The sequence below is a fragment of the Nesterenkonia sp. genome, assembly GCF_029265375.1.
In the GTDB taxonomy this organism is placed as follows: domain Bacteria; phylum Actinomycetota; class Actinomycetes; order Actinomycetales; family Micrococcaceae; genus Nesterenkonia.
Map to the genome: position 1 here is coordinate 159,574 of NZ_JAJUJJ010000002.1, position 20,601 is coordinate 180,174.

14 protein-coding genes are annotated in these 20,601 nt (G+C 68.0%); 4 read left to right on the top strand and 10 right to left on the bottom strand.

All coding sequences use genetic code 11. The features are described 5' to 3' along the window. Nucleotides 1–136: 136 nt before the first annotated feature. From Q1K09_RS01585 to Q1K09_RS01600, 4 genes are all read right to left on the bottom strand, one after another. Complete coding sequence (locus Q1K09_RS01585; RefSeq protein WP_300342639.1) at nt 137–2,725, bottom strand: glycosyl hydrolase; 2,589 nt, start codon at nt 2,723–2,725, stop codon at nt 137–139. A 47-nt stretch (nt 2,726–2,772) separates the two neighbouring features. Continuing rightward, entirely contained in the window at nt 2,773–4,053 is a 1,281-nt protein-coding gene (locus Q1K09_RS01590) for an extracellular solute-binding protein (RefSeq protein ID WP_300342640.1), read from the bottom strand. A 10-nt stretch (nt 4,054–4,063) separates the two neighbouring features. Continuing rightward, nucleotides 4,064–5,365, bottom strand: a complete 1,302-nt coding sequence (locus Q1K09_RS01595) for an ABC transporter substrate-binding protein (protein ID WP_300342642.1) — start codon at nt 5,363–5,365, stop codon at nt 4,064–4,066. A gap of 263 nt (nt 5,366–5,628) precedes the next feature. Next, the gene (locus tag Q1K09_RS01600) at nt 5,629–6,900 is read right to left on the bottom strand and encodes a sugar ABC transporter substrate-binding protein (RefSeq protein ID WP_300342643.1); all 1,272 of its coding nucleotides are present in this window, start codon (nt 6,898–6,900) and stop codon (nt 5,629–5,631) included. 303 nt (nt 6,901–7,203) lie between these two features. On the opposite strand from Q1K09_RS01600, the gene Q1K09_RS01605 reads away from it, so the two are divergent. The 3 genes from Q1K09_RS01605 to Q1K09_RS01615 all read left to right on the top strand — a co-directional run bounded on the left by Q1K09_RS01605 (nt 7,204) and on the right by Q1K09_RS01615 (nt 11,541). Further along, the gene (locus Q1K09_RS01605; protein WP_300342644.1) at nt 7,204–9,447 is read left to right on the top strand and encodes a DUF6807 family protein; all 2,244 of its coding nucleotides are present in this window, start codon (nt 7,204–7,206) and stop codon (nt 9,445–9,447) included. 217 nt (nt 9,448–9,664) lie between these two features. Further along, nucleotides 9,665–10,945, top strand: coding sequence for an ABC transporter substrate-binding protein (locus Q1K09_RS01610; protein ID WP_300342645.1), 1,281 nt, complete (start codon nt 9,665–9,667; stop codon nt 10,943–10,945). A gap of 167 nt (nt 10,946–11,112) precedes the next feature. Beyond that, on the top strand, nt 11,113–11,541 hold the full coding sequence (locus tag Q1K09_RS01615; RefSeq protein WP_300342646.1) for a universal stress protein: 429 nt from the start codon (nt 11,113–11,115) through the stop codon (nt 11,539–11,541). A gap of 73 nt (nt 11,542–11,614) precedes the next feature. On the opposite strand, the gene Q1K09_RS01620 is transcribed toward Q1K09_RS01615, so the two are convergent. From Q1K09_RS01620 to Q1K09_RS01645, 6 genes are all read right to left on the bottom strand, one after another. Then, nucleotides 11,615–12,505 (bottom strand): NAD(P)-dependent oxidoreductase, encoded by an 891-nt coding sequence (locus Q1K09_RS01620; RefSeq protein WP_300342647.1) that lies wholly within the window; start codon nt 12,503–12,505, stop codon nt 11,615–11,617. Continuing rightward, on the bottom strand, nt 12,498–13,859 hold the full coding sequence (locus Q1K09_RS01625) for a Gfo/Idh/MocA family protein (protein ID WP_300342648.1): 1,362 nt from the start codon (nt 13,857–13,859) through the stop codon (nt 12,498–12,500). Before Q1K09_RS01625 ends, Q1K09_RS01620 begins: the two co-directional genes overlap by 8 nt. 151 nt (nt 13,860–14,010) lie before the next feature. Further along, complete coding sequence (locus Q1K09_RS01630; protein ID WP_300342664.1) at nt 14,011–14,859, bottom strand: carbohydrate ABC transporter permease; 849 nt, start codon at nt 14,857–14,859, stop codon at nt 14,011–14,013. Nucleotides 14,860–14,980: 121 nt separating this feature from the next. Then, a complete protein-coding gene (locus Q1K09_RS01635; RefSeq protein ID WP_300342650.1) occupies nt 14,981–15,910 on the bottom strand; it encodes a sugar ABC transporter permease in 930 nt (309 codons plus the stop codon). A 346-nt stretch (nt 15,911–16,256) separates the two neighbouring features. After that, nucleotides 16,257–17,900, bottom strand: a complete 1,644-nt coding sequence (locus Q1K09_RS01640; RefSeq protein ID WP_300342651.1) for a hypothetical protein — start codon at nt 17,898–17,900, stop codon at nt 16,257–16,259. Nucleotides 17,901–18,124: 224 nt separating this feature from the next. Next, a complete protein-coding gene (locus Q1K09_RS01645) occupies nt 18,125–19,165 on the bottom strand; it encodes a mandelate racemase/muconate lactonizing enzyme family protein (RefSeq protein WP_300342666.1) in 1,041 nt (346 codons plus the stop codon). Nucleotides 19,166–19,374: 209 nt separating this feature from the next. Here Q1K09_RS01645 and Q1K09_RS01650 point away from each other — a divergent pair, with 209 nt between their 5' ends. After that, complete coding sequence (locus tag Q1K09_RS01650; RefSeq protein ID WP_300342653.1) at nt 19,375–20,451, top strand: M24 family metallopeptidase; 1,077 nt, start codon at nt 19,375–19,377, stop codon at nt 20,449–20,451. Nucleotides 20,452–20,601 lie beyond the last annotated feature (150 nt).

The window sequence follows — 20,601 nt, forward strand, 5'->3', positions numbered from 1 at the left end:
CCCACGGCCTGGGCCCTGTGCGGCGCCCAGGCCGGGCAGCTGAGGCGAGCCTAGAATTGTGACCTGAATCACGTCAATTGAAAAACCGCTGAATCTCTGTGCCGATTCAACATCTCTCCATTCCGCAGAGGAATGATCAGCTGTACACCAGGTGCGGAGCGGCCAGCAGTCCGGAGGACACATCCGCCAGGGCCAGCTCCAGGGCTTGGATGCCGAAGCGCTTTCCGAAGTTCTCCTCGGCCTGCGCCACACGCCTGCGCAGCCCCTGATCCTCGGCGAGGGTATGGCTGGTGACGTTGGAGACCACCAGCTGCAGCTGATGGCGCGCGCCGGGTCGGACTGCGTCAGTGATCTCCAGGCGGTAGGGGGTCTTCCACACCACGCCGGCCGGCGCGGAGTCGATGAGCACAGCGGCGACCGTCCCAACCGGGGGCCGCACCTCGGCAGAGAAGGATGCTTCCATCAGCCCGGCGGAGGCCGGGTCCTCCAGAGTGTGGGGCTCGGCGGCGCCGAAGTCCAGGACGATGCGCTTGGCATCGGCGGGGATCTGCACCTCGGTGGTGTAGATCGCGCTGCCGGAGTACCTGGACCGCTGAGGGTCCTGCTCCCACTGGTGCGGCAGGGTCACCGGCTGGGGCTGCGTCTGGTCGGGAAACTGCACGCTCCACCGGCTCAGCTCCTCACGCCGCTGGCCGGAGAGCTCCGGCTGGGCCGCCGGCAGGTTCCGACGGCGCTGAGCGTCAGTATGCTGCACCAGCACAGCGGCCTCATACGCCTGAAGGCCCAGGGTGATCTCAGCGGTGTCCCAGTGGGCCCTGACCTCTCCGGTCTCCGGGTCCCAGCGCTCCACGACGGTGCCCTCCGCGCCGCCCAGGCTCAGCTGCACCGGCTGGGTCTCGGCGGAGGTGTTGACCACCAGGTGGATGCGCGCACCTGAGGGAAGCTGCCGGGTGGTCACCGCGACGGCTGTGTTGGTCTCCGGCTGCCCACCGGCCTCCGCGCCGGACACCCGTCGCAGGCCCACGGCCGGCCGCAGCAGCGCAGCCAGCCCTGCTGCATCGGACAGCGGCTGCCCGATCCCGGCAGTGCCTCCCAGGTCCACTACGGTGCCGCCGGCACGGGCGACCTGCTGAAGCCACTGCCGGGTCGGCTCCGGAATATCGGAGGCGCAGGGCAGCACCACCACGGGGAACCGGGCCGGGTCCAGGTGCTCCACGGCGTCGTCGTCGAAGAGGTCGAAGTCGCTTCCAGCGGTGCGGATGGTCTCCGGCAGCTCACCACCGATGTACAGCTGCGCCTCCTTGAACAGGTCTATCCGCCCCGCGGCGGAGAAGCCGGCATAGATATCGCGGGCCGGAACGTAGATTCCGACGTCGGAGATCCGGGTTCCCTGCCGCATCAGCCAGGCCAGCCGGTGCAGTGTCCCCCACAGCGACGGTGCGGCGTCCCACCAGGCGTTTCGGGAGTCCAGGGCCGCAGAGGCGTAGAAGATCCTGCCCAGTTCCCGGGGATCCTCAGGGTGGTCGGTAGTGGGCCACCCGTGGCCGACGAAGTGGTTGATGCCCATCAGCAGGTGGTCGTGGGCCTCGCCGAGGAGGTCCAGCGGCGTGGAGCGGAAAGAGGGCGAATGGTTCCAGGTCCAGCATTCGGAGGAGACCACGTCCCGGCCGTAGATCTGTGCGGCGGAGGAGGCCCAGCGGCATGCGGTGATCCGGTTCCACCCCCAGCCCTCGCCTTCGAAGGCGTGAGCATAGCGGTAGGAGCTCACCGTGGCCGGCGGCTGGCCGTAGGCCTGTATGCGGAACCGCAGGCCGCGGGATTCCGCCCAGCGGCTCATCACCGCGATGAAGTTCTCCTCTAGCAGCTCCGTGGCGGTGCGGTGATAGTCGGCCCGCAGCTGGCGGGTGGCCTCGTCAGTCTGCGGCAGCTTCCACAGCTGCGGGAGCAGATCGTAGCCGCGGCGGCGGCGGAACTCCTCCGGCATGCGGGGAGTCCAGCCGGCGTCGTAGACCTCCAGCGAGTCGCAGAAGACGGTGCCGATCCGTTCGGAACCGGCCGCATCCACCAGGGGTTCGGCCACGGCATCGATATGGGCCCGGGTGGCCTCGGCGGAGAGATGGTCCAGCACCCAGCCCTCGGCTCCGCGGGCGGCGCGCTTCAAGGTCTGCCCGGAGATGCGCGAGACCACCGTCAGCAGCACCCGGGGGCCGCGCCCGGCGGGGACCAGCAGGTGCTCACCGGTGTCATCGGTGGGCACCGGGGTGAAGCCGTCGTAGGTCTCGGCCGGAGTGCCGTCGGCGATGAAGGCGGCGACGAACTCATCGCCGGGCCAGCAGGTGGGCACCGGGATCCGGGCCGGCTCCATGCGGACCTCGTGACGTTCGAAGTGCAGCCGCCGGGAGGCGGTGCGCTCATCGATATGCGGACCGCCGTAGGGCCAGCCCGAGCCCAGGGTGAGGTCGAACCTCAGCCCCCGGGCTTCGGCGGCGGACGCGGCGTAGGCGACGTCGTCGAGGAACTGCTGGGAGCCGAACGTTCCGGCAGTGGCCCCCATCGGGTAGACGAAGGCGCATTCGACCCCGCCCAGCCCGGCTGCGGCCATATGGTCGAGGTCGCGGGTGAGATCATCCCGGTCGACGTCGGGGCCGAACCACCACCAGCGCATCATCACCCGGGCGTCCGGATCCGGGTTCCGGAATCCGGCGTGCAGCTGGTCAGGGCGCATGGTCCTCCTCTGCGGTGGGCAGGCGCTGCTTCCGCCGGCCGGTGGTGTCAGCCGATCGCATCCTGCAGATCGGTGAAGGCAGACTCTGCCGCCTCCTGCGGGCTCATCCTGTCGAAGAATATCTCCTCCTGGTAGCGGTTGAGGATTTCGGCCACATTGCCGAAGCCGGTGGCGGGCACCGGTTCGGGCGGGCCGAGCTCGTCCTCAATATCGGTGATGAACTGTGCAGCCTCCTGATTGGCCTCGTCCATCTCCTCCATGAGCACCTCACGGATCTCGGTGTTGGCCGAGAGGCCGCGGTCTGTCATGTTGATCAGTGCCGAGCGTTCGTCATTGACGAAGAAGTCCAGGAAGGTGATCACTTCCTCCGGGTGCTCGGTCTGCGCCGAGGCGGAGACCATCCCGGTGTTGTACCACTGCTGAGCGTCGGCCATATCCCCGGTGGGGCTGGGCAGCCGCAGCAGGGTCAGCTCCTCACCGGCGGCGTCGGTGAGCGCGCCGAGCAGGTTGGTCCAGCTGAAGGCCATCGCTGCCTGGCCGGTGGCCTCAAGGGACTGGTCCTGGCTGCTCGAGGCCTGCTCCACCATCACTTCCGCCGGTGGGAAGACGCCGTCGGCCAGCAGCTGGTCCTGCCAGCTGAAGTATTCCTGCAGGTCCTCAGCGGTGAAGCCGAGCTCGCCGTCGTCGTCGTTGAAGAACAGGCCCTGCTGGCGCAGCCACACCTGGAACAGCTGCGGCTCCGTGGGCCCGGAGGAGCCGTAGACCCCGTCGAGCTCGGTGCTGATCTGCTCGGCGATCTGCTCCCAGTCATCCCAGGTCCAGGTGGTGTCATCCGGCATCGGGATTCCGGCCTCCTCGAACAGGCGCGGATTGGCCACAATTGCCACCGCATTGACCCCGGAGGCCAGGCCGTAGTACTCGCCGTCGATGGTCCCGGAGTCGACGATCTCATCCGGGATGTGGCTCAGATCCACATCGGAGAGGTCCAGCAGAGTGCCCCGCTCGCCGTACTCACGCAGGTACGGGGCGTCCATCTGGAAGATGTCCGGGGCGTCCCCGGCGGCCATCTGGGTGTTCAGCTGGTCCCAGAAGCCGCTCCAGTCGTTGAACTCGATCTCCACCTGGATATGCGGGTAGTCCTGGTTGAACTCCTCGATGATCTCCTCGGTGTTGCGGACCCGGGTGTCCGATCCCCAGAAGGCGAAGCGCAGCTGCACCTCCTTCTCCTGGTCTGCCTGGCCACCGCCGCCGTCGCCGTCAGACCCGCAGGCGGTGACGACGACGGCGGCGACCAGCGCAGTCGCAGCGGCACGGGCAGCTGCGCGCATCCTCATCGAATCAGCCCTCGCTCTCCAGGATGGACTCGATCTCGCTGACCAGGGACTCGGCGGCCTCGCGCGGGGTGGCGCGCTCGAAGAAGACATCTTCGCTGCGCAGGGTGATGGTCTCCACCACGCCGGTGAAGCCCACCGGCGGCATGGGCTCGGACTCGGTGATCTCGTCCTGCAGCTCGGTGATGAGCTCGGCGGCGACCAGGTCCGGTCCCTCCACCTCGGCCATGACAGCCTCGCGCACCTGCTGGTTCACCGGCAGGCCGCGGTCCATCATGTTGTGCATACCGGCTTCTTCAGAGTTGATGAAGTAGTCGATGAACATCTGGGCCTCTTCGGGGTGCTCGGTCTGGGCGGTGGCCCCGATCAGCATGGTGTTCTTGAACCACAGCCCGTTGTCCTCAGCGTTGCCGGTGTAGCTGGGGAACCGCAGCGGAATCAGGTCCAGCCCGGAGGCTTCGGTCTGGGCGGGCAGCTGGTTGGTCCAGGACAGACCCAGCGCTGCTCCGCCGGTGGCGATCAGGGAGTCCTCCATGACCGCGGCGTTCTCCTCCACCAGCTCAGAGGCTGAGGGCAGAGCGCCGACGTCCATCATGTCCTTCAGCAGCGTGAAGTACTCCTCCGCCTGATCCACGGTCATGGCCAGCTGACCGTCCTCGGCGAAGAGGTGTCCTTCCTGCTGACGCATCCAGATCATCAGCACCTGGGGGATCGGGTTGTTGATGCCGTAGGCGCCGGTCTCCTCATGGATGGTCTGAGAGATCTCCATAAAGTCGTCCCAAGTCCAGGTGGTGTCGTCGGGGATCTCCACCCCGGCTTCCTCAAACAGCTCCGGGTTGGCCAGCATGGTCAGGGCGTTGACGCCGGTGGGGATCGCGTACTGCACCCCTTCGGACTGTCCGCCCTCCACTACGGCTTGATCGAGTGCGGAGAGATCCACTTCGGTCAGCTCCAGCAGGGCCCCGCGGTCGGCGTACTCGCGGATGAACTCATCGTCCAGCTGCACGATGTCCGGCGGGCTGCCTCCGGCCACCTGGGTGGCCAGCTGGTCCTGGTAGCCGGTCCAGTCGTTGAATTCGCCTTCGATGGAGATGTGCGGGTGCTCCTCCATGAAGTCGTCGATGATGGCCTGGGTGTTGGCGTTGCGGTGCTCAGAGCCCCACCAGGCGAAGCGCAGCTGCACCTCCTCCTGCTCGCCGCCGGCCTCACCGCCGCCGTCAGTGCCGTCGGCGTCTCCTCCACAGGCGGTCAGGGCCAGCGCCCCGACCAGGCTTAAGCCTGCGACCTTTGTCCAGGTGCTTCGTCTCATCTGGGTCCCCTTCATTCGGTGTGTGATTCGGCGGCCTTCGCCGCTGGTAAATCGATTCAATCGCGGGGTGTGCGGCATCCCGGATATCTTTCGGAGCACCACTGTATGTGATGCTCCCCACATTGGGGAAACGTTTGCACGAAAGTTTCCCCCTGGCACCGCCGGGATGCGGGTGCCCTCCGCCGCCCGACGACCCGGGACTGCAGGTCAGCGCAGCAGCGGCCGCAGGCGCTGACGATCCGGTCTTCGACCAGCGCCGGCGGCTACTGAATTTCGGCCTCCATCTCGGCGATCATCGCCTCGGCCGCCTCCGCAGGGGTCATGCGTTCGAAGAGCACCTCATCGTGGTAGCGGTACAGGATGCTCGGGAATGTCGATCCGCCCATGGCCGGGACCGGTTCGGCCTCGCCCAGGTCATCAGCGAGGTCTTCGATGTACTCGGCCACGCGCAGCTGAGCGCCGTCGAGCTGCTCGGTGATCGTCTCCCGGATCTCCGCATTGGGCGGAATACCGCGCTCAGCCATATCGATCATGGCCGCCTCCTCCGAGTTGACGAAGAAGTCCACAAACTCCTGAGCCTCTTCCGGGTGCTCCGTGCCGGAGCTGACGGAGAGGAACATGGAGGACTTGTACCAGGGCGCGGCATCGGCGGCCTGCCCGGTGTGGCTGGGGAAGCGCAGCAGCTCCAGTTCCGCACCGGAGGATTCGGTCAGCGCCACGGCCTGATTGCTCCACCAGGGACGCATGGCCACCTCCCCGGTGGTGGTCATGGACTGGTCCGGGCTGACCGCCTGGTCCTCGGACATGGCAGAGGCCGGTGGGGCCGCACCGTCGTGCATCATGTCCAGGAACAGCTGGAAGTAGCTCTCCGCGGTGGCGGCGTCGAAGCCCAGCTGGCCGTCCTCGTCACTGAGGTGGCCGCCGTGCTGCCGCGCCCAGGTCTGGAAGCCTCCGGTCTCGTCGAAGTTGCCTGAGCCCCAGGCGCCGTCGAGGTTCTCGCTGATCTCACCGGCGATCTGCTGATAGTCCTCCCAGGTCCAGGTGGACTCGTCGGGCATCTCCACTCCCGCCTGCTCGAACAGGTCCGGGTTGGCCAGGATGGTGAAGGCGTTGATGCCCAGGGTGACGCCGTAGAGCCCGCCGTCGGCGCTGCCGCTTTCCACCACGGTCTCATCGAACTGGGAGACGTCGACGTCGGTGAGCTCCAGCAGCGCGCCGCGGTCGGCGTATTCGCGCAGGTACAGCTCGTCCATCTGGATGATGTCCGGGGCGTCGCCGGCGGCGGTCTGGGTGGCCAGGGTGTCCCAGTAGCCGTCCCATTCGCTGTAGGTCGGCTCGATGGTGATGTTCGGGTGCTCATCTTCGAAGGCTGCGATGATCTCCTCGGTGTTCTGGTGGCGAGCATCTGAGCCCCACCAGACGAAGCGCAGCGTGACCTCCTCCTCACCGCCCTGGCCGCCCCTGTCACCGTCGCCGCCGTCGCCGCCGTCGCCGCAGCCGCTGAGCAGCACAGCGGCGGCGCACAGGCCCGCCACCAGCTGAGGGAGTCGGCGCCGCGATCGGCGGGGGCGCGGCAGCGGCGGGACTGACCGCCTGGCGGCGCCGGGTGGGGATGTCTGCGTCTGAGGTGCTCTTGAGGTCACGGCGGGCCCTCCTTGTCTGCGGCGCCGAGGCTGCGAGCGCGCCCGCGTGAGGATCCGGTGCGGACTTCTGCGGCCGCGCTTGGGTGATGTGTATCACTGGGGTCTGGTAGTTTCAAGAGGTTGCGGCTCGGCTGCCGCCAGGTGCGCCCCGCCGCAGAACCACCGCCGCCGAAACATCGTCACTGACCCAGGGGAATGATGTCCGCTGACGCCCAGACTGTCCTGCTGATCGGCCTCGACGGCTACGGCCGCCAGCACCTGAAGAACCTGCAGCGGCTGGCCGAGCGCGGCACCGCCCGGCTGGTCGCCGGGGTCTCGCTGAGCGATCCCGGGCCCGAGGTGCGCGGAGATATTCCGGTCTACCGCACCCTGGCTGAGGTGCAGCAGGCAGGCCACCAGCCGGACGTGGTGATCGTCTCCACCCCGATCAGCACTCACTTCGAGCTGGCGCTCAGTGCGGTACAGATGGGCGCCGATGTGCTGCTGGAGAAGCCGCCCACGGCCACCCTGGACCAGCACCGGAGGCTCTGTGCGGCGGCGGAGGAGGCAGGACGTCTGGTGCAGGTGGGCTTCCAGTCCCTGGGATCCCACGCCCTGGAAACGATCGAGGCGCTGTTCGACGGAGTGTGGGCCCCGCCCGGGCTGGGCAGCGGCGCCGGTGCTGGCCCGAGCGGCACTGGTGCTGAGGCGAGTGAAGACCGGCAGCCCGAAGCCGGCAGCCGGCCCGGCAGCGGCTTGCCCGAGCATCGGAGGTCGGAGGGGAGCACGCTCGGCCGGGGCACCTTGGGGGCACTGCGGGCGGTGGGCGCCACCGGCCTGTGGCTGCGCACCGAGTCCTATTACCAGCGGGCCCGGTGGGCCGGCCGGCGGGTGCTGGACGGCCAGCAGGTGGTCGACGGGGTGGTCACCAACCCGCTGGCCCACGCGGTGGCCACCGCCCTGCGGATTGCTGGGGCCGCGGCCGAGGAGGATCTCGACCAGCTGGAGTGCGAGCTGCACCATGCCCACCAGATCGAGGCCGACGACACCTCGCTGGTGCGCATCCGCACGGCATCGGGCATCCCGGTGACCGCGGCGCTGACCCTGTGCGCCCCCGAGCAGCAGGACCCGTGGGTGAGCATCTACGGCACTGAGGGCTATGCCGAGTTCTTCTACACCCGGGACGAGCTGGTGGTCCATCCGAACGGTCAGTCTCAGCAGCGGCTGAGCTTCGGGCGCACCGATCTGCTGGAGAACCTGCTGCAGGTCCGCCGCGGCGAGGCCGAGCGGCTGCTCTCCCCGCTGGAGGGGCACGGCCCCTTCATGCACGTGCTGGAGGCGGTGCGCACCGCCGACGATCCGCGGCCCATCCCCGCCGAGCTGCTTCAGTTCGCCGGGGACGGGGGCGAGCGGCATCCCATCGTGCCGGGCATCGAGCGCTTCGCCGCCCGCGCGGTCAAGGCGCCGTCGTCGTTCTCCTCACTGGGCGCGCCATGGGCCGCCGAACCGGAGCTGGAAGGCTCCCTCAGTGTGCGCACACAGGGCCGCAGCGTGCCAGTAGCCGATCTGCGCAGCGGCGCCGACATCTCCCCCACAGATTCGCCGCGGCCGTTCCTGGACGCCGTGCGCACGCTGGGAGAGGTGATCGTCTCTGATCAGCAGCCGGAGGACCATACCTGGCACCTGGGTGTGGGCGTGGCGCTGCAGGACGTCTCCGGCAACAACTTCTGGGGCGGCCGGACCTACACCCGTGAGGCCGGGCGCTATGTGTGGCGGAGGGACCACGGCAGGATCCTGGCCACCGGCACACAGATCGAAGAGCACGACGGCGGCCAGCTGCTTCGTCAGCAGCTGGACTGGATCGCAGCCTCCGGCAGCGCTGTGCTGCGGGAGCAGCGGGAGGTCCGGGTCACCGCCGGGGGCGAGGAGGGCTGGAGCATGGACTTCAGCTTTGCCCTGACCCCGGCTGCCGATCAGCCGGTCTCACTGGGCAGCCCCGGATCCAATGGGCGGATCGGCGGCGGGTACGGGGGATTCTTCTGGCGGCTTCCCCACCTGGAGGACGCCCTGATCCTCACCGCGGAGGCCGAGGGCGAAGACGGCGTCCACGGCACCGTGACCGACTGGCTGGCCATCAGTGCCGAGTTCGCTCCGCTGCCCCACCGCCGCGGCCACGGCGGCCCGGCCACTGTGCTGCTGCTGCGCGGCGCGGGCGAGGGTCCGGGCGCATCCGGCAGCTGCGGGGACCCTGGCAGCTTCGGGGATCAGCCGCCGGCGCCCAATCCCGACCCCTGGTTCGTCCGGCACTCCGGCTACCCGGGGGCGGGCATGTCATTGGCGTGGGACACCGCGCTGGAACTGGCCCCCGGCCAGCAGGTGCGGCGGAGTCTGCGGGCCGTAGTGCTCGACGGCCGGCGCACCGTCCAGGAGCTGGTTCGGCTAGCAGATTCGCTGCTCTGATCCGCTCCGCTGGTCTCACCAGCCCCGCCCTGGGGACGGGGCGATGAGACCCTGGGGGCGGGGGGATCGACCCTGCATCGCATCACTGCTGGTCAGAGCCGCGATGTGAAGCAGGGAACGGGAGCCCGGCCGCGGTGATCCACTTCACAGACCGGCGCCTGCGCCGCTATTATTGACGCACCATAAGACAAACCATGGATGCAAGGGGTACACCACGATGCGCAGATCAGCAGTGCAGACGGCTGCGGCCCTCTCGGCCGCCGCCCTGGCCCTCAGCGCCTGCGGGAGCGGCGACGGCGGCGACGGCGGAGACGAGAACGTCACGCTGACCATGACCTGGTGGGGCGGCGACGTCCGTCATGACTACACCCAGGAGATGATCGCGCTCTTCGAGGAGGAGCACCCCAACATCACAGTGGATGTGCAGTACACCGAGTGGGACGGCTACTGGGACCAGCTGGCCACCCAGACCGCTGCGCAGGACACCCCGGACGTGGTGCAGATGGACCTGGTCTATCTGCGCGAGTACATCGAGAACGGCGTGCTGCTGGAGCTGGATGAGTCGATCATCGACACCAGCGAGTTCACCGAGGAGCTCATCGACACCGGGCGCCATGAGGACGCCCTCTACGCCATGCCGGTGGGGTCCACCTCGCTGACCTACGCCTCCAATCCGGACCTCTTCGAAGAGGCCGGGGTAGAGATGCCCGACGACACCTCCTGGACCTGGGAGGACCTGCTGGAGATCACCACGGAGATCTCTGAGAACACGGATGCCTACGGAGCGGCCGGCCCGTTCGACAGCGCCGGCCTGGAAGCGTGGATCCGGCAGAACCTGGGCACCAGCATGGTCGATGAGCAGGGCCAGCTGACCTGGGAGCCCGAGGACATCGTCCCCTACCTGGAACGTCAGCTGGAGTTCCAGGAGGCCGGCGCCTACCCGGAACCGGCGGAGATCGCCGAGCAGCGCGGCATCTCCCGCGAGCAGACCCTGGTGGCCACTGGGGAGGCGGCCCTGTTCCCCGCCTGGGACACCATGCTGGTGGCACTCTCCAGCAATGAAGGGGTCGACCTGGAGCCGCTGATGCTGCCCAGTGAGACCGGCAGCGCCTCGGAGGCGGAGATGTACTACAAGGCCTCCATGTTCTACTCCGTCTACGCCGGCTCGGACCATCCGGAGGAGGCCCAGATGCTGGTGGACTTCCTGGTCAACAATGAGGAGGCCGGGCAGCTGCAGCAGATCGAGCGTGGCATTCCGGGCAATGAGTCCATCCGCGATCTGATCCGCGAGGATCTGGATGACCTGGAGGCCCGGGTGCTGGAGTACAACGAAGAGGTCGGCGAATACGTCAGCGATGCTCCGCCGCTGCAGCCGGAGGGCTACGGTTCGGTCCAGGACATTGTCATGCGGTATGAGGATGAGCTGTTCTTCGGCCGGATGTCCCCGGAGGAGGTCGCCGAGGCGCTGCACGCGGAGATCGAAGGCGCCATCAGCTGAACCGCGGCATGACCGCTCCCGGCACTGGGCGGCGTCTGCTCCCGGGGCCTGGCTGCGCCGCCGGCGGTTCGCCGCTGTTCATCCCGGGCCGCTGGCACCGGGATGCGGCGTCGTCGTCTACGCTGATGACGCCACCATCGGCCAGCTGACCCGAGAAGGAGCGCACTATGACAGGTCCCATCGTCGTCGGAGTCGACGGCAGCCCCACAGCTCAGAAGGCTGCGGAGAAGGCCCGAGACCTTGCCTCAACCCTGGGTGCCACGCTGCACGTGGTCTGCGCCTACGCCAATGACCGCACCGAGGTCGTCTCCACCGGCTCAGAGCAGTGGGTGGTCTCCGACGCCGGCAAGGCCCATGAGGTGGCCCAGGCTGCGGCGGACTCCCTGAAGACTGAGGGCCTGAAGATCCTGCCGCGCTCGGTGCACGGCAAGGCTGCCGAGGCGCTGGTCGACTATGCGGACAAGACCGACGCAGAGATCATTGTGGTGGGCAATAAGCATATGCGCGGGATGCGCCGGGTCCTGGGCAGCGTGGCCAATTCGGTCTCCCACAATGCGACCTGCGACGTCTACATCGCCAATACCTACGCGGAGTGAGAGCCCGCAGGCCCAGCGGCCTGCGCCCCGGCCGCCTGCGGATGCTCCCGGCGGGCACCTGGACCGGCCAGCCTCAGCGCAGTTCGGTGCGCCAGCTGCGCTGGGGCTGCCAGCCCAGCATCCGGCGGGCCTTCTCCACGCTGAAAGCGGGCGAGGACCCGGTCAACGGCGCGGCCAGCCGGGCCAGCTGCGGAAAGTGCTCGGGAATGAGTTCGGCCAGCGGCCTGCGCGCCAGTGCATCGGCCGCGCCCACAAAGAACACACTGCCGTTGGGAACCTGGTCGGCCTGCTGCAGCGCGGCGAGCAGGAAGTCGGTGACGTCCCGGGCGTCGACGTAGTTGAACAGAGCCGGGGCTGAGAGTGCGGGATCATCCAGCCGCTCAGCCACTGTGTGGCCCTGCTGGGTCGGTGCGCCCTCCCACTCCTCGGGGGCGATGACGTAGCAGGGCCGGAAGCTGATGAACTTCACCTCGGAGGTCTGCTGGGCAAACATGGAGGCCACCTGTTCGGCCACATACTTGCTCAGCCCGTAGGCGTGCCACGGCTGCGGGGTGACCTCCTCATCCAGCGGAAGCCTCGGTGGGACCCAACCGGCCGGGGAGCCGTACCCCATGATCGAGGGGCTGGAAGCGATGATGACGGTGCCGGCGCCGGCCGCCACCGCAGCAGCTGTCACGTTATGAGCGATGGCGGCGTTGGTGGTGAGGATCACGTCCTCCGGGGCGCTGAACGGGACCGCAATCGCGGCCAGGGAGACGACGGCGTCGGGCCGGACCTCGGCGAAGAGCTGGGCGGTGGCCTCGGCGTCGAGCAGGTCCGCGCTGCGGTGGTCCACCCCGGGGGTCGGCTGCTCAGGCTCGGCACGGTCCACGCTGATCACCTGGTGGCCGGCGGCGCTGAAGCCGGCCACCACGCTGCGGCCCAACCGGCCGGAACCACCGGTGACGAGGATGCGCTCACCCATGGTGTGAGCCCCCTCCGGCTGCGCCGGGCAGACCCAGCTCCACCTCAGCCACCTCCACCGGCAGCCGGGTCTGCAGCGACTTGTTGCCGCATACGCCCACTGCGATGGCCTGGATCCCGTCGGTCAGGCCGGCCGGCCGGCGGTAGGGATCCTCACCGGGTCCGCGGAAGATGTCGTCGAGGAGCAGCTTGTCACCGCCTCCGTGGGAGCCCTCACCGTTGACGATGGTGATCTCCCGCGCCTCTTCCCAGTGCCGCTGCAGCACCAGCCGCTCCCCTGCGGCCCGGACCGCGCTGGACTGCTCGTCATCGGTCACAGAGGGATCCACCGGCACTCCGCCTTCTGCCGGCAGCACGGCGGCCCGCTCCACCACGTCCAGCTCCAGGCGGCCTTCGGTGCCGTTGACGGCCACACGGTATCCCTCCCAGGGGCTGTGCGCGTTCAGCGAATAGTTCAGCACCGCACCGGAGGCGTAGTCGACCACCAGCGCGAGGTTGTCCTCAATGGTGATGCCTTCGGAGAAGACGTCCTGGTCGCGCAGATAGCCGTCGTGGTGCTCATTGTCCAGGTAGAGGCTGCGCAGCTTCTCATCAGTGCGCAGGTCCAGGGCGAAGGGGTCCGTCTGGGCGCCCTCGCGGGTGCCGCGGCCCTGCGGGGTGATGCCGCGCCGGGCTGCGTTCTCCGCGCCGTAGAACTTCAGCCCGCCGGAGGCATAGACCCGCTGCGGAGCATCGGCCAGCCACCAGTTGACCAGATCGAAGTGGTGGGATGCCTTATGGACCAGCAGGCCGCCGGAGTACTCCTTCTGCCGGTGCCAGCGCCGGAAGTAGTCAGCTCCGTGCACTGTGTCCAGCACCCAGCTGAAGTCCACGGAGGTGACCTGGCCGATCTCTCCAGCCTGGATAGCGGCCTTCAGGGCGGTGTTGCGCGGGGAGTAGCGGTAGTTGAAGGTGACGGTGACGGTGCGGCCGCTCTGCTCCACCGCTCGGGCGATCCGGGCGCTGGAGGCCGCATCCACGGTCAGCGGCTTCTCCACCACTGCGTCTGCTCCAGCGGTCAGCGACTCCACAATGAGGTCCGCATGGGTGAAGTCCGGGCTGGTGATGATCACCCGGTCAACCCTCTGCTCACCGATCACCGAGGCCAACGCCTCCGGCTCAAAGGTGGGCACCTGGAGACCGTGCAGCTGCTGCAGCCGCTGCTGATGGAAGTCGGCTCGTCCAGGGTTGGTGTCGGCGATGCCGACCAGCTCAGCCACATCGGCATGGCTGTCTGCGATGGCGTCGAGGTACATCATGCACCGGCTGCCCAGGCCGATGACCACATACCGGGTGCGGGATTTCTCGGTGCTCACTGTGCGCGCTCCTTCAGGTGTGCGGGCGCCGCGACCGCAGACCCATTCCGTATTGTGCAATGCGTTTCAGGTATGTGGTCCCGGGACGCCGAAAGCGGCCGTCCGCCGTCGTGATGCCAGCGTCGGGCCGCTTTCAGCTGAACCGGCACGGTTATTTGATGCCGGTGGTGACCATGCCCTTGATGAGGAACCGCTGGCCCACCAGGAAGATGATGAACAGCGGCAGGATGGAGATGATCGACATCGCGAACATGCCGCCCCAGTTGGACTCGCCGGTGGAGTCGATGAACGCGCGCAGCGCCAGCGGGACGGTGTACATATCGGGCGAGGTCAGGTAGATCAGCTGGCTGAAGAAGTCGTTCCAGGTCCACATGAAGGTGAAGATGGTGGTGGTCGCCAGAGCCGGGGTCATCAGCGGCAACATGATCTGCACGAAGATGCGGATATGGCCGGCGCCGTCGACCCGGGCCGCCTCGTCCAGGTCACGCGGAATGCCGCGGATGAACTGAACCATCAGGAAGATGAAGAAGGCGTCGGTGGCCAGGATCTTCGGCACGATCAGCGGCAGGAAGGTGTTCACCCAGCCGAAGTTCGAGAACAGGATGTACTGCGGAATGATTACCACATGCACCGGAAGCATGATCGACAGCAGCATCACCACGAACATGGGGGTCTTGAACTTGAAGTCCAGCCGCGCGAACGCGTAGGCCGCCATGGAGCAGGAGACCAGGTTCGCCAGGATGGAGCCGAAGACCACGATGGCCGAGTTGAGCAGGAAGTGGCTGAACGGGTGGCTCAGCGCATTCCAGCCCTGAATGTAGTTGTCGAACTCAAAGGTGGTCAGCAGGATTCCGGGTTCGCGGAAGATCAGCTCATTGGGCCTCAGTGAGGAGACCACCATCCACAGCAGCGGGTAGATCATGGCCAGCGAGGCCAGAATCAGCAGCACATGCTTGATGACGCTGCGCGTCCTCTGGGCCGCCGGAGTCAGCTGGCGCATGGGGGCGGCCGGGCCGGAGCTTCCGGTGCGGGGGCGGGCCAGAGCCGCGGTGGCTTCGCGCTTCTCGGCACTGATGCCCTGGGCTCGGCCGACGGTGTCACCGGTAGGGTTCTGTGTGGTCTCAGTCATCGTAGTGCACCCAATACTTGGCGAGGAAGAAGTTGATGGCGGTCAGGGAGGCGATGATCAGCACCAGCAGCCACGCCATCGCAGCCGCGTAGCCCATATCGAATCGCCCGAAGCCCTGCTGATAGAGGTAGAGCGTGTAGAACAGGGTGGAATCGGCTGGACCGCCGGAGCCGCCGGAGACGATGAACGCCTGGGTGAAGTTCTGGAAGGCGCCGATCAGCTGCATGATCAGGTTGAAGAAGATGATCGGGGTCAGCAGCGGAATGGTGATGGTGAAGAACTGCTTGATCTTCCCCGCTCCATCGATGGATGCGGCCTCGTAGTACATATCCGGTATCTGGCGCAGGCCGGCCAGGAAGATCACCATCGGGGCGCCGAAGGTCCACACGTGCAGGATGATCAGCGTGCTCAGCGCGGTGTCCGGACTGGAGACCCAGCCGCGGCCCTCCACTCCGACCAGTGCCAGCAGCTGGTTGATCAGGCCGCTGTGGCCGAAGATCTGGCGCCACAGCACGGCGATGGCCACTGAGGCGCCCAGCATGGAGGGCAGGTAGAACACCGAGCGGTAGAACGGCAGTCCCTTCATCCCCCGATCCAGCAGCATGGCCACCGCCAGGGAGACCACCAGCTGCAGGGGCACGCCGATGAACACGTAGGTGAACGTGACCTCCAGCGAGTTGTGCAGCCGGTCATCGCCGAACATCCGGTTGATATTCTCCAGCCCAGACCATTCAGGAGGCTGCAGCAGGTTGTAGTCGGTGAAGGCCAGATAGAGCGTGGCCACCATGGGCGCCAGGGTGATCAGGAAGAACCCCAGGGTCCACGGAGCCAGGAACAGATGGCCGGCCAGGTTGTCCTTATACCGGCGTTTGCCCTTGCCCTTCTGCTTCTTCAGTTGACTCAGTTCTGCGACGGCACTCATCCGACCGCCTTTCTGTCATGGCCGCCACTGGGGATCCAGCGGTCGGCAGAACGCGTGTGGGACTGCATCGCTGCCACCTCACCCCTAGTGGGAAATCGCTTTCCAAGAGTTATGCTCTGCAACTGTAAGGGGGGTCACATTGTGAGGTCAAGCACGCATGGGGTGCTCCGGCGGCCTGCATCACAGGCACCGCGGAGACCGGCGACGGCGCCGCTGCCTGCAGGTCCGCCCCAGACCGGGGCGAGCACCGTCTGCTGCAGAGAACCTGGCGCGGCGGGACCCGGCGAGCGTCAATGATGCACTCAGCGACCTATGTGATGCCTATTGGGGCGATCGGCCGCGGGGCTTATGCGGCATTGGGAGCCGTGAATCCAGGGCTGCTGCGCCCGGTGATTCGCATATCGCGCAGCTGGACCAGCTCGTTGGGCTCCAGACTCAGCTGCAGCGTCTGACCCCCAGCCTCCAGGACCCCGGCAACCCGGTGGGGCGCCACGGCCACCACTGTGTGCGGCCGGCCCTGAGCGTCGGTGAGCACCCGCCAGCCGCGGGGGAACCGCAGGATCTCCTCGGCACTGCGGTGGACCGAGCTGCCGGCGTCGTCGCTGACCAGCTCAAAGCGGTGCCCGCCGACGGTGCGCGAATAGGCCACGGCCTCAGCATCGAGGCTGCCTCCTAAGCGGGTGGGCGCCAGGGAGGTGAAGGCCAGCCCGTCGCCGGGAAGGGGCATGACTCCGAACCAGCGCTCCACCGCGTCGAGCAGCCACAGCATGGCCGGGGAGTAGCCGGAGGAGTGCCCGGCCTGGCCGCTGTGCGGGTCCAGGCACTGGCAGAAGCGGTCTGCTGCGGCCAGGGCCGAGAGCACCGGGCGGGAGATCAGCCCCAGCTCCGCGTGGCGGCCGTGGTGCTCGAAGGCGTGAGGAGCCCGCAGCTGGGTGAGCATATTGACCGGCCCGGCCCACGAGTTGCGCCTGTAGTCGGAGTCGTAGCGCGGATCAGACAGTGACAGCGACGTCAGGCCGCCGGCTGAGAGGAAATGCGCGGTGTGCAGCAGGTAACGGCCCAGGGCGGCGTCGAAGAGTTCATCGTCTCCGGCCTCGCAGGCCAGCACCCGCAGCAGCACATCGGAGAGCACCCGCACCCATCGACCGTAGGCGTCGACGTCGTAGAAGGTGCCGTCCTGCCGGCTGAAGCAGCGCTGGAAGAGAGCGCGGCGGCTCTGCTCAGCTCTGCTCCGCCATTCAGCTGGGTCTTCACCCAGCTCCGCGGCCATACGGCCAAGGTAGGACCGTTGGCACATCTGATGGGCTGTGAGATCCGGAGCCAGATAGGGCATCTGCACGGCCTCTGGGTCACACTGAGCGGCATCGCCGTGCAGGCAGCGGTCCGGGGACTGCCAGAACCGCGGGGAGAGGTCGTGGCCGGTGTCGAATGTGCAGAACGCCTCCACGCAGCCGGTGCCGCGGGTATCCCGGAAGGTGGCCAGCCAGTCATCGGCGCAGCCCAGTGCGCTGTACATGCTCTGCAGCCACCGGCGGGAGGGACGGTGCAGCCGGTAGTGGTTCCACACCGACCGGGCCAGCGGGGTGACCAGCTGGATCTGGGTGAACGCCGGGCCTTCATCGGTGACTTTGTAGGGCAGCAGGCCGCCGGCGCGCTGATGGCCGGCGAAGACGCTGATGGTGTGCTGGGCGGTGTCCGGGGCGAACCGGTACAGCACCTCCGCGCTGATGGTGCCGGTTGACTCCAGCCAGCAGCCGGGATAGTCCGTGCCCTCGAGCAGCACCGGCGGCTGCTTGGCCGCCAGCGGACGCACACACTGCTGAAGCTCGGCCACCGCCTGGTGCCAGCGCTCCTCCAGCGGGCCGCCGAGGGCGACGAACCCCACCCCGGAGGCGGAGATCTGTTCGGCCAGACCGTTGGTCAGTCCTGCCTTCTTCGTGGCAGGGTCGCAGCGGCGAAGCCGGGTCAGCGCCTGCTCCCTGACACTCATGCGGCCCTCCTGTGGTCGGCGGTGGCCTGCAAGCGGATGCGCAGTTCAGCGCCGCACTATGACTCGTATCACATATGCGCGGTGATACTGGGCACTGGGCGGGGCCGTGTCGTCGGCCGGCAGTGCAGGTGACGGGGTTCAGCGGCTGGGAACGGCCGGCGCGGATGCGGAGCCCCCGGCGGCAGTGCCCCACCCACGCTGCGCTGGGCGCGCGACAGCTGCGCTCAGGCGTCGGCCGCGAAAGCCAGGCCAAGCCCTTCGGCCGGTGCGACGGCGGCGCGGCACTCCTGAATCCGCACCGGCGAGGGCTCGGTGAGGAAGCCCACCTCATAGAGACCTGCGTCCTCGACGTCCTCCACCCAGACCGGCTCCGGCAGGGTGAGGGCCAGCTGGGCGGAGAGATCCGGCAGCAGGTGCGGCGCCAGCCTCCGGCCCGAGTCGGCGACCAGCTCAGCGATCTGCAGGAACGGCGTGATGCCTCCTACCCGCACAATATTGGGCTGCAGCACCTGAGCGCCGTCGGCGGCCATGAGCTCGGCGAACCGGTAGCGGGTGTGCAGGTTCTCCCCGGCGGCGATGGGCACACCCGGCCCGCTGCGGGTGATCCGCCGGCTGAGCTCTGCGTAGCCGGCGGTGTCATCGGCGCGCAGCGGCTCCTCAATCCACTCGAGCCGGTACTCGGCCAGCGCGCTGATGGCCTCCTCCGCGGTCTGCAGGTCCCAGCGCTGATTGGCGTCGATCATCAGTGCCCGGTCCTCCCCCAGGATCTCCCGGGCGAGCCTGACCCGCTCGACGTCGCGCTGCAGCTGCGGGGACCCGACCTTGATCTTCACCGCCGGCTGCCCGGCGTCCACCCAGCGCTGCAGCTGCTCTGCGAGCTCATCCAGGCTGTAGTGCAGGTTCACTCCCGAACCGTAGGTGGGCAGGCTCTGGTGCCGTCGGCCCAGCAGCTCCACCACGCTGGTGCCGCGGCGCCGGGCTGCCAAGTCCCACAGCGCCAGGTCAGACCCGGCCATGGCGATGGTCGTCAGCCCGCCTCCGCCTGCTTCGTGCAGATGCCGCCACAGCGGCTCCCAGACGTCAGCGGCGTCGGCCTCGCGGCCGATGAGGAAGGGCGCAATGTCATGCTCCACCAGTGCCGCAACCGCCTGCGGGCCGATGGTCGGAGTCCAGGAGAATCCGGTCCCCACTGCGCCGTCGCTGTCAGTGATCTCGGTGACGATCACGTGCATCCGGGGCGCCTCCGGCACCCACGGGCGGCGCATCTGACGTGTGAGCAGGCGCGTGGTGACCTGGGCAATGGTGGGTTTCACAGGTGTCCCCTCGTCGGAGCTGTCAGGGCCGGACGACGCGCACCGCCAGCAGGGGCAGGAATGCGCTTTCTTCGGACTGTATCCTGTGACGTGCCTCTCACTCAACAGCTCAGGCGTCGCGTCCCGGGCCTCCGGACGCCCCCAGAAAAGCAGGTGATTGAATGCCTCCCTCCCCCACGGAACGTCCCCAGGCCGAATCCTCCGAGCGCGCGGTGAAGCGCAGCCGCATCTGCAGCCTGCTGGAGCCCGGCGACGAGGCGGTCTGGCTGACCAGTCCCGCCGCGGTGAGCTGGTATCTGTGCGGAGCGCGGGTGCATACCTCGCTGCAGGGGCCACCTATCGCCGCGGTGCTGGTGGGCCCGGAGACCGAGCTGGTGGTGACCTTCACCAATGAGGCGGAACGCCTGGCGGCCGAAGAGCTGGACGACGACGTCGAGCTGACTGCTGTGCCCTGGGACAGCCCATTGGATTCGGTGCTGGCCGGACGCGGCCGCATCCGCGGCGAGGACGAGTATGCCGACCAGCTGCGGGCAGCCCGTGCCGCCCTGCTGCCGGCGGAGCAGCAGCGGTTCCGCAGACTGGGCGAAGACTCCGCCCGGGCGCTGACCGCCGTGCTGAGCGGCTTCCGCCCCCAGATGAGCGAGCGTCAGCTGGCCGCCGAGGTCGCCGCAGCAATCGTCGCAGCCGGCGCCGACCCGCTGGTGGTGATGGTCTCCGGGACGGCCCGGGCCCAGTACCGGCACCCGCTGCCCACTGAGCAGCCGGTCGGCGAGCGCGCCATGGTGGTGGTCTGCGCGCGTCGACACGGACTCATTGCGAACCTGACCCGGTGGGTGCGCGCCGGGGAACCGGATGCGCGCCAGGCCGATGCGCAGCGCAGAATCATGCAGGTGGAGGCGGCCTTCTTCGACGCCACCGTCGAGGGACGGCGTCTGGCCGAAGTGCTCGACGACGGCGCGGCCGCCTACGCCCGGCACGGATTCAGCCGTGACGAGTGGCGCAACCACCATCAGGGCGGGGCTGCCGGCTATGCGGGGCGGGACCCGCGGGCCTCCTCGGGGGTGGAGGATCTGGTGCAGCAGAACCAGGCCTTCGCCTGGAACCCCTCGGCCCCCGGCGTGAAGGTGGAGGACACCATGCTGCTGCGCGGCGGTCAGCTGGAGCCGCTGACGGTGGATCCGGACTGGCCCACTGTGGAGGTTGCTGGCCGCCGTCGCCCGGGCACCCTGGTGGTGTGAGGCTGGCCTCTAGGTGTAGTTCCCCGGAACGTTGTGAACGGGGTTGAGTGATAAAGGAGACCTCCGATATCGGTGTGGGTAACGACACTCACAACCCGATACGGAGGTCTCCCATGATTCACCGTAACGCCCCGATGACACCTGCCGGTA

Bases quoted from the DNA above. Each gene is read 5' to 3' on its own strand.
- Q1K09_RS01615 (WP_300342646.1), top strand. From the start codon at position 11,113: ATGACAGGTCCCATCGTCGTCGGAGTCGACGGCAGCCCCACAGCTCAG.
- Q1K09_RS01635 (WP_300342650.1), bottom strand. From the start codon at position 15,910: ATGAGTGCCGTCGCAGAACTGAGTCAACTGAAGAAGCAGAAGGGCAAG.
- Q1K09_RS01595 (WP_300342642.1), bottom strand. From the start codon at position 5,365: ATGAGACGAAGCACCTGGACAAAGGTCGCAGGCTTAAGCCTGGTCGGG.
- Q1K09_RS01630 (WP_300342664.1), bottom strand. From the start codon at position 14,859: ATGCGCCAGCTGACTCCGGCGGCCCAGAGGACGCGCAGCGTCATCAAG.
- Q1K09_RS01605 (WP_300342644.1), top strand. From the start codon at position 7,204: ATGATGTCCGCTGACGCCCAGACTGTCCTGCTGATCGGCCTCGACGGC.
- Q1K09_RS01610 (WP_300342645.1), top strand. From the start codon at position 9,665: ATGCGCAGATCAGCAGTGCAGACGGCTGCGGCCCTCTCGGCCGCCGCC.
- Q1K09_RS01585 (WP_300342639.1), bottom strand. From the start codon at position 2,725: ATGCGCCCTGACCAGCTGCACGCCGGATTCCGGAACCCGGATCCGGAC.
- Q1K09_RS01620 (WP_300342647.1), bottom strand. From the start codon at position 12,505: ATGGGTGAGCGCATCCTCGTCACCGGTGGTTCCGGCCGGTTGGGCCGC.
- Q1K09_RS01650 (WP_300342653.1), top strand. From the start codon at position 19,375: ATGCCTCCCTCCCCCACGGAACGTCCCCAGGCCGAATCCTCCGAGCGC.
- Q1K09_RS01640 (WP_300342651.1), bottom strand. From the start codon at position 17,900: ATGAGTGTCAGGGAGCAGGCGCTGACCCGGCTTCGCCGCTGCGACCCT.
- Q1K09_RS01645 (WP_300342666.1), bottom strand. From the start codon at position 19,165: ATGCGCCGCCCGTGGGTGCCGGAGGCGCCCCGGATGCACGTGATCGTC.
- Q1K09_RS01590 (WP_300342640.1), bottom strand. From the start codon at position 4,053: ATGCGCGCAGCTGCCCGTGCCGCTGCGACTGCGCTGGTCGCCGCCGTC.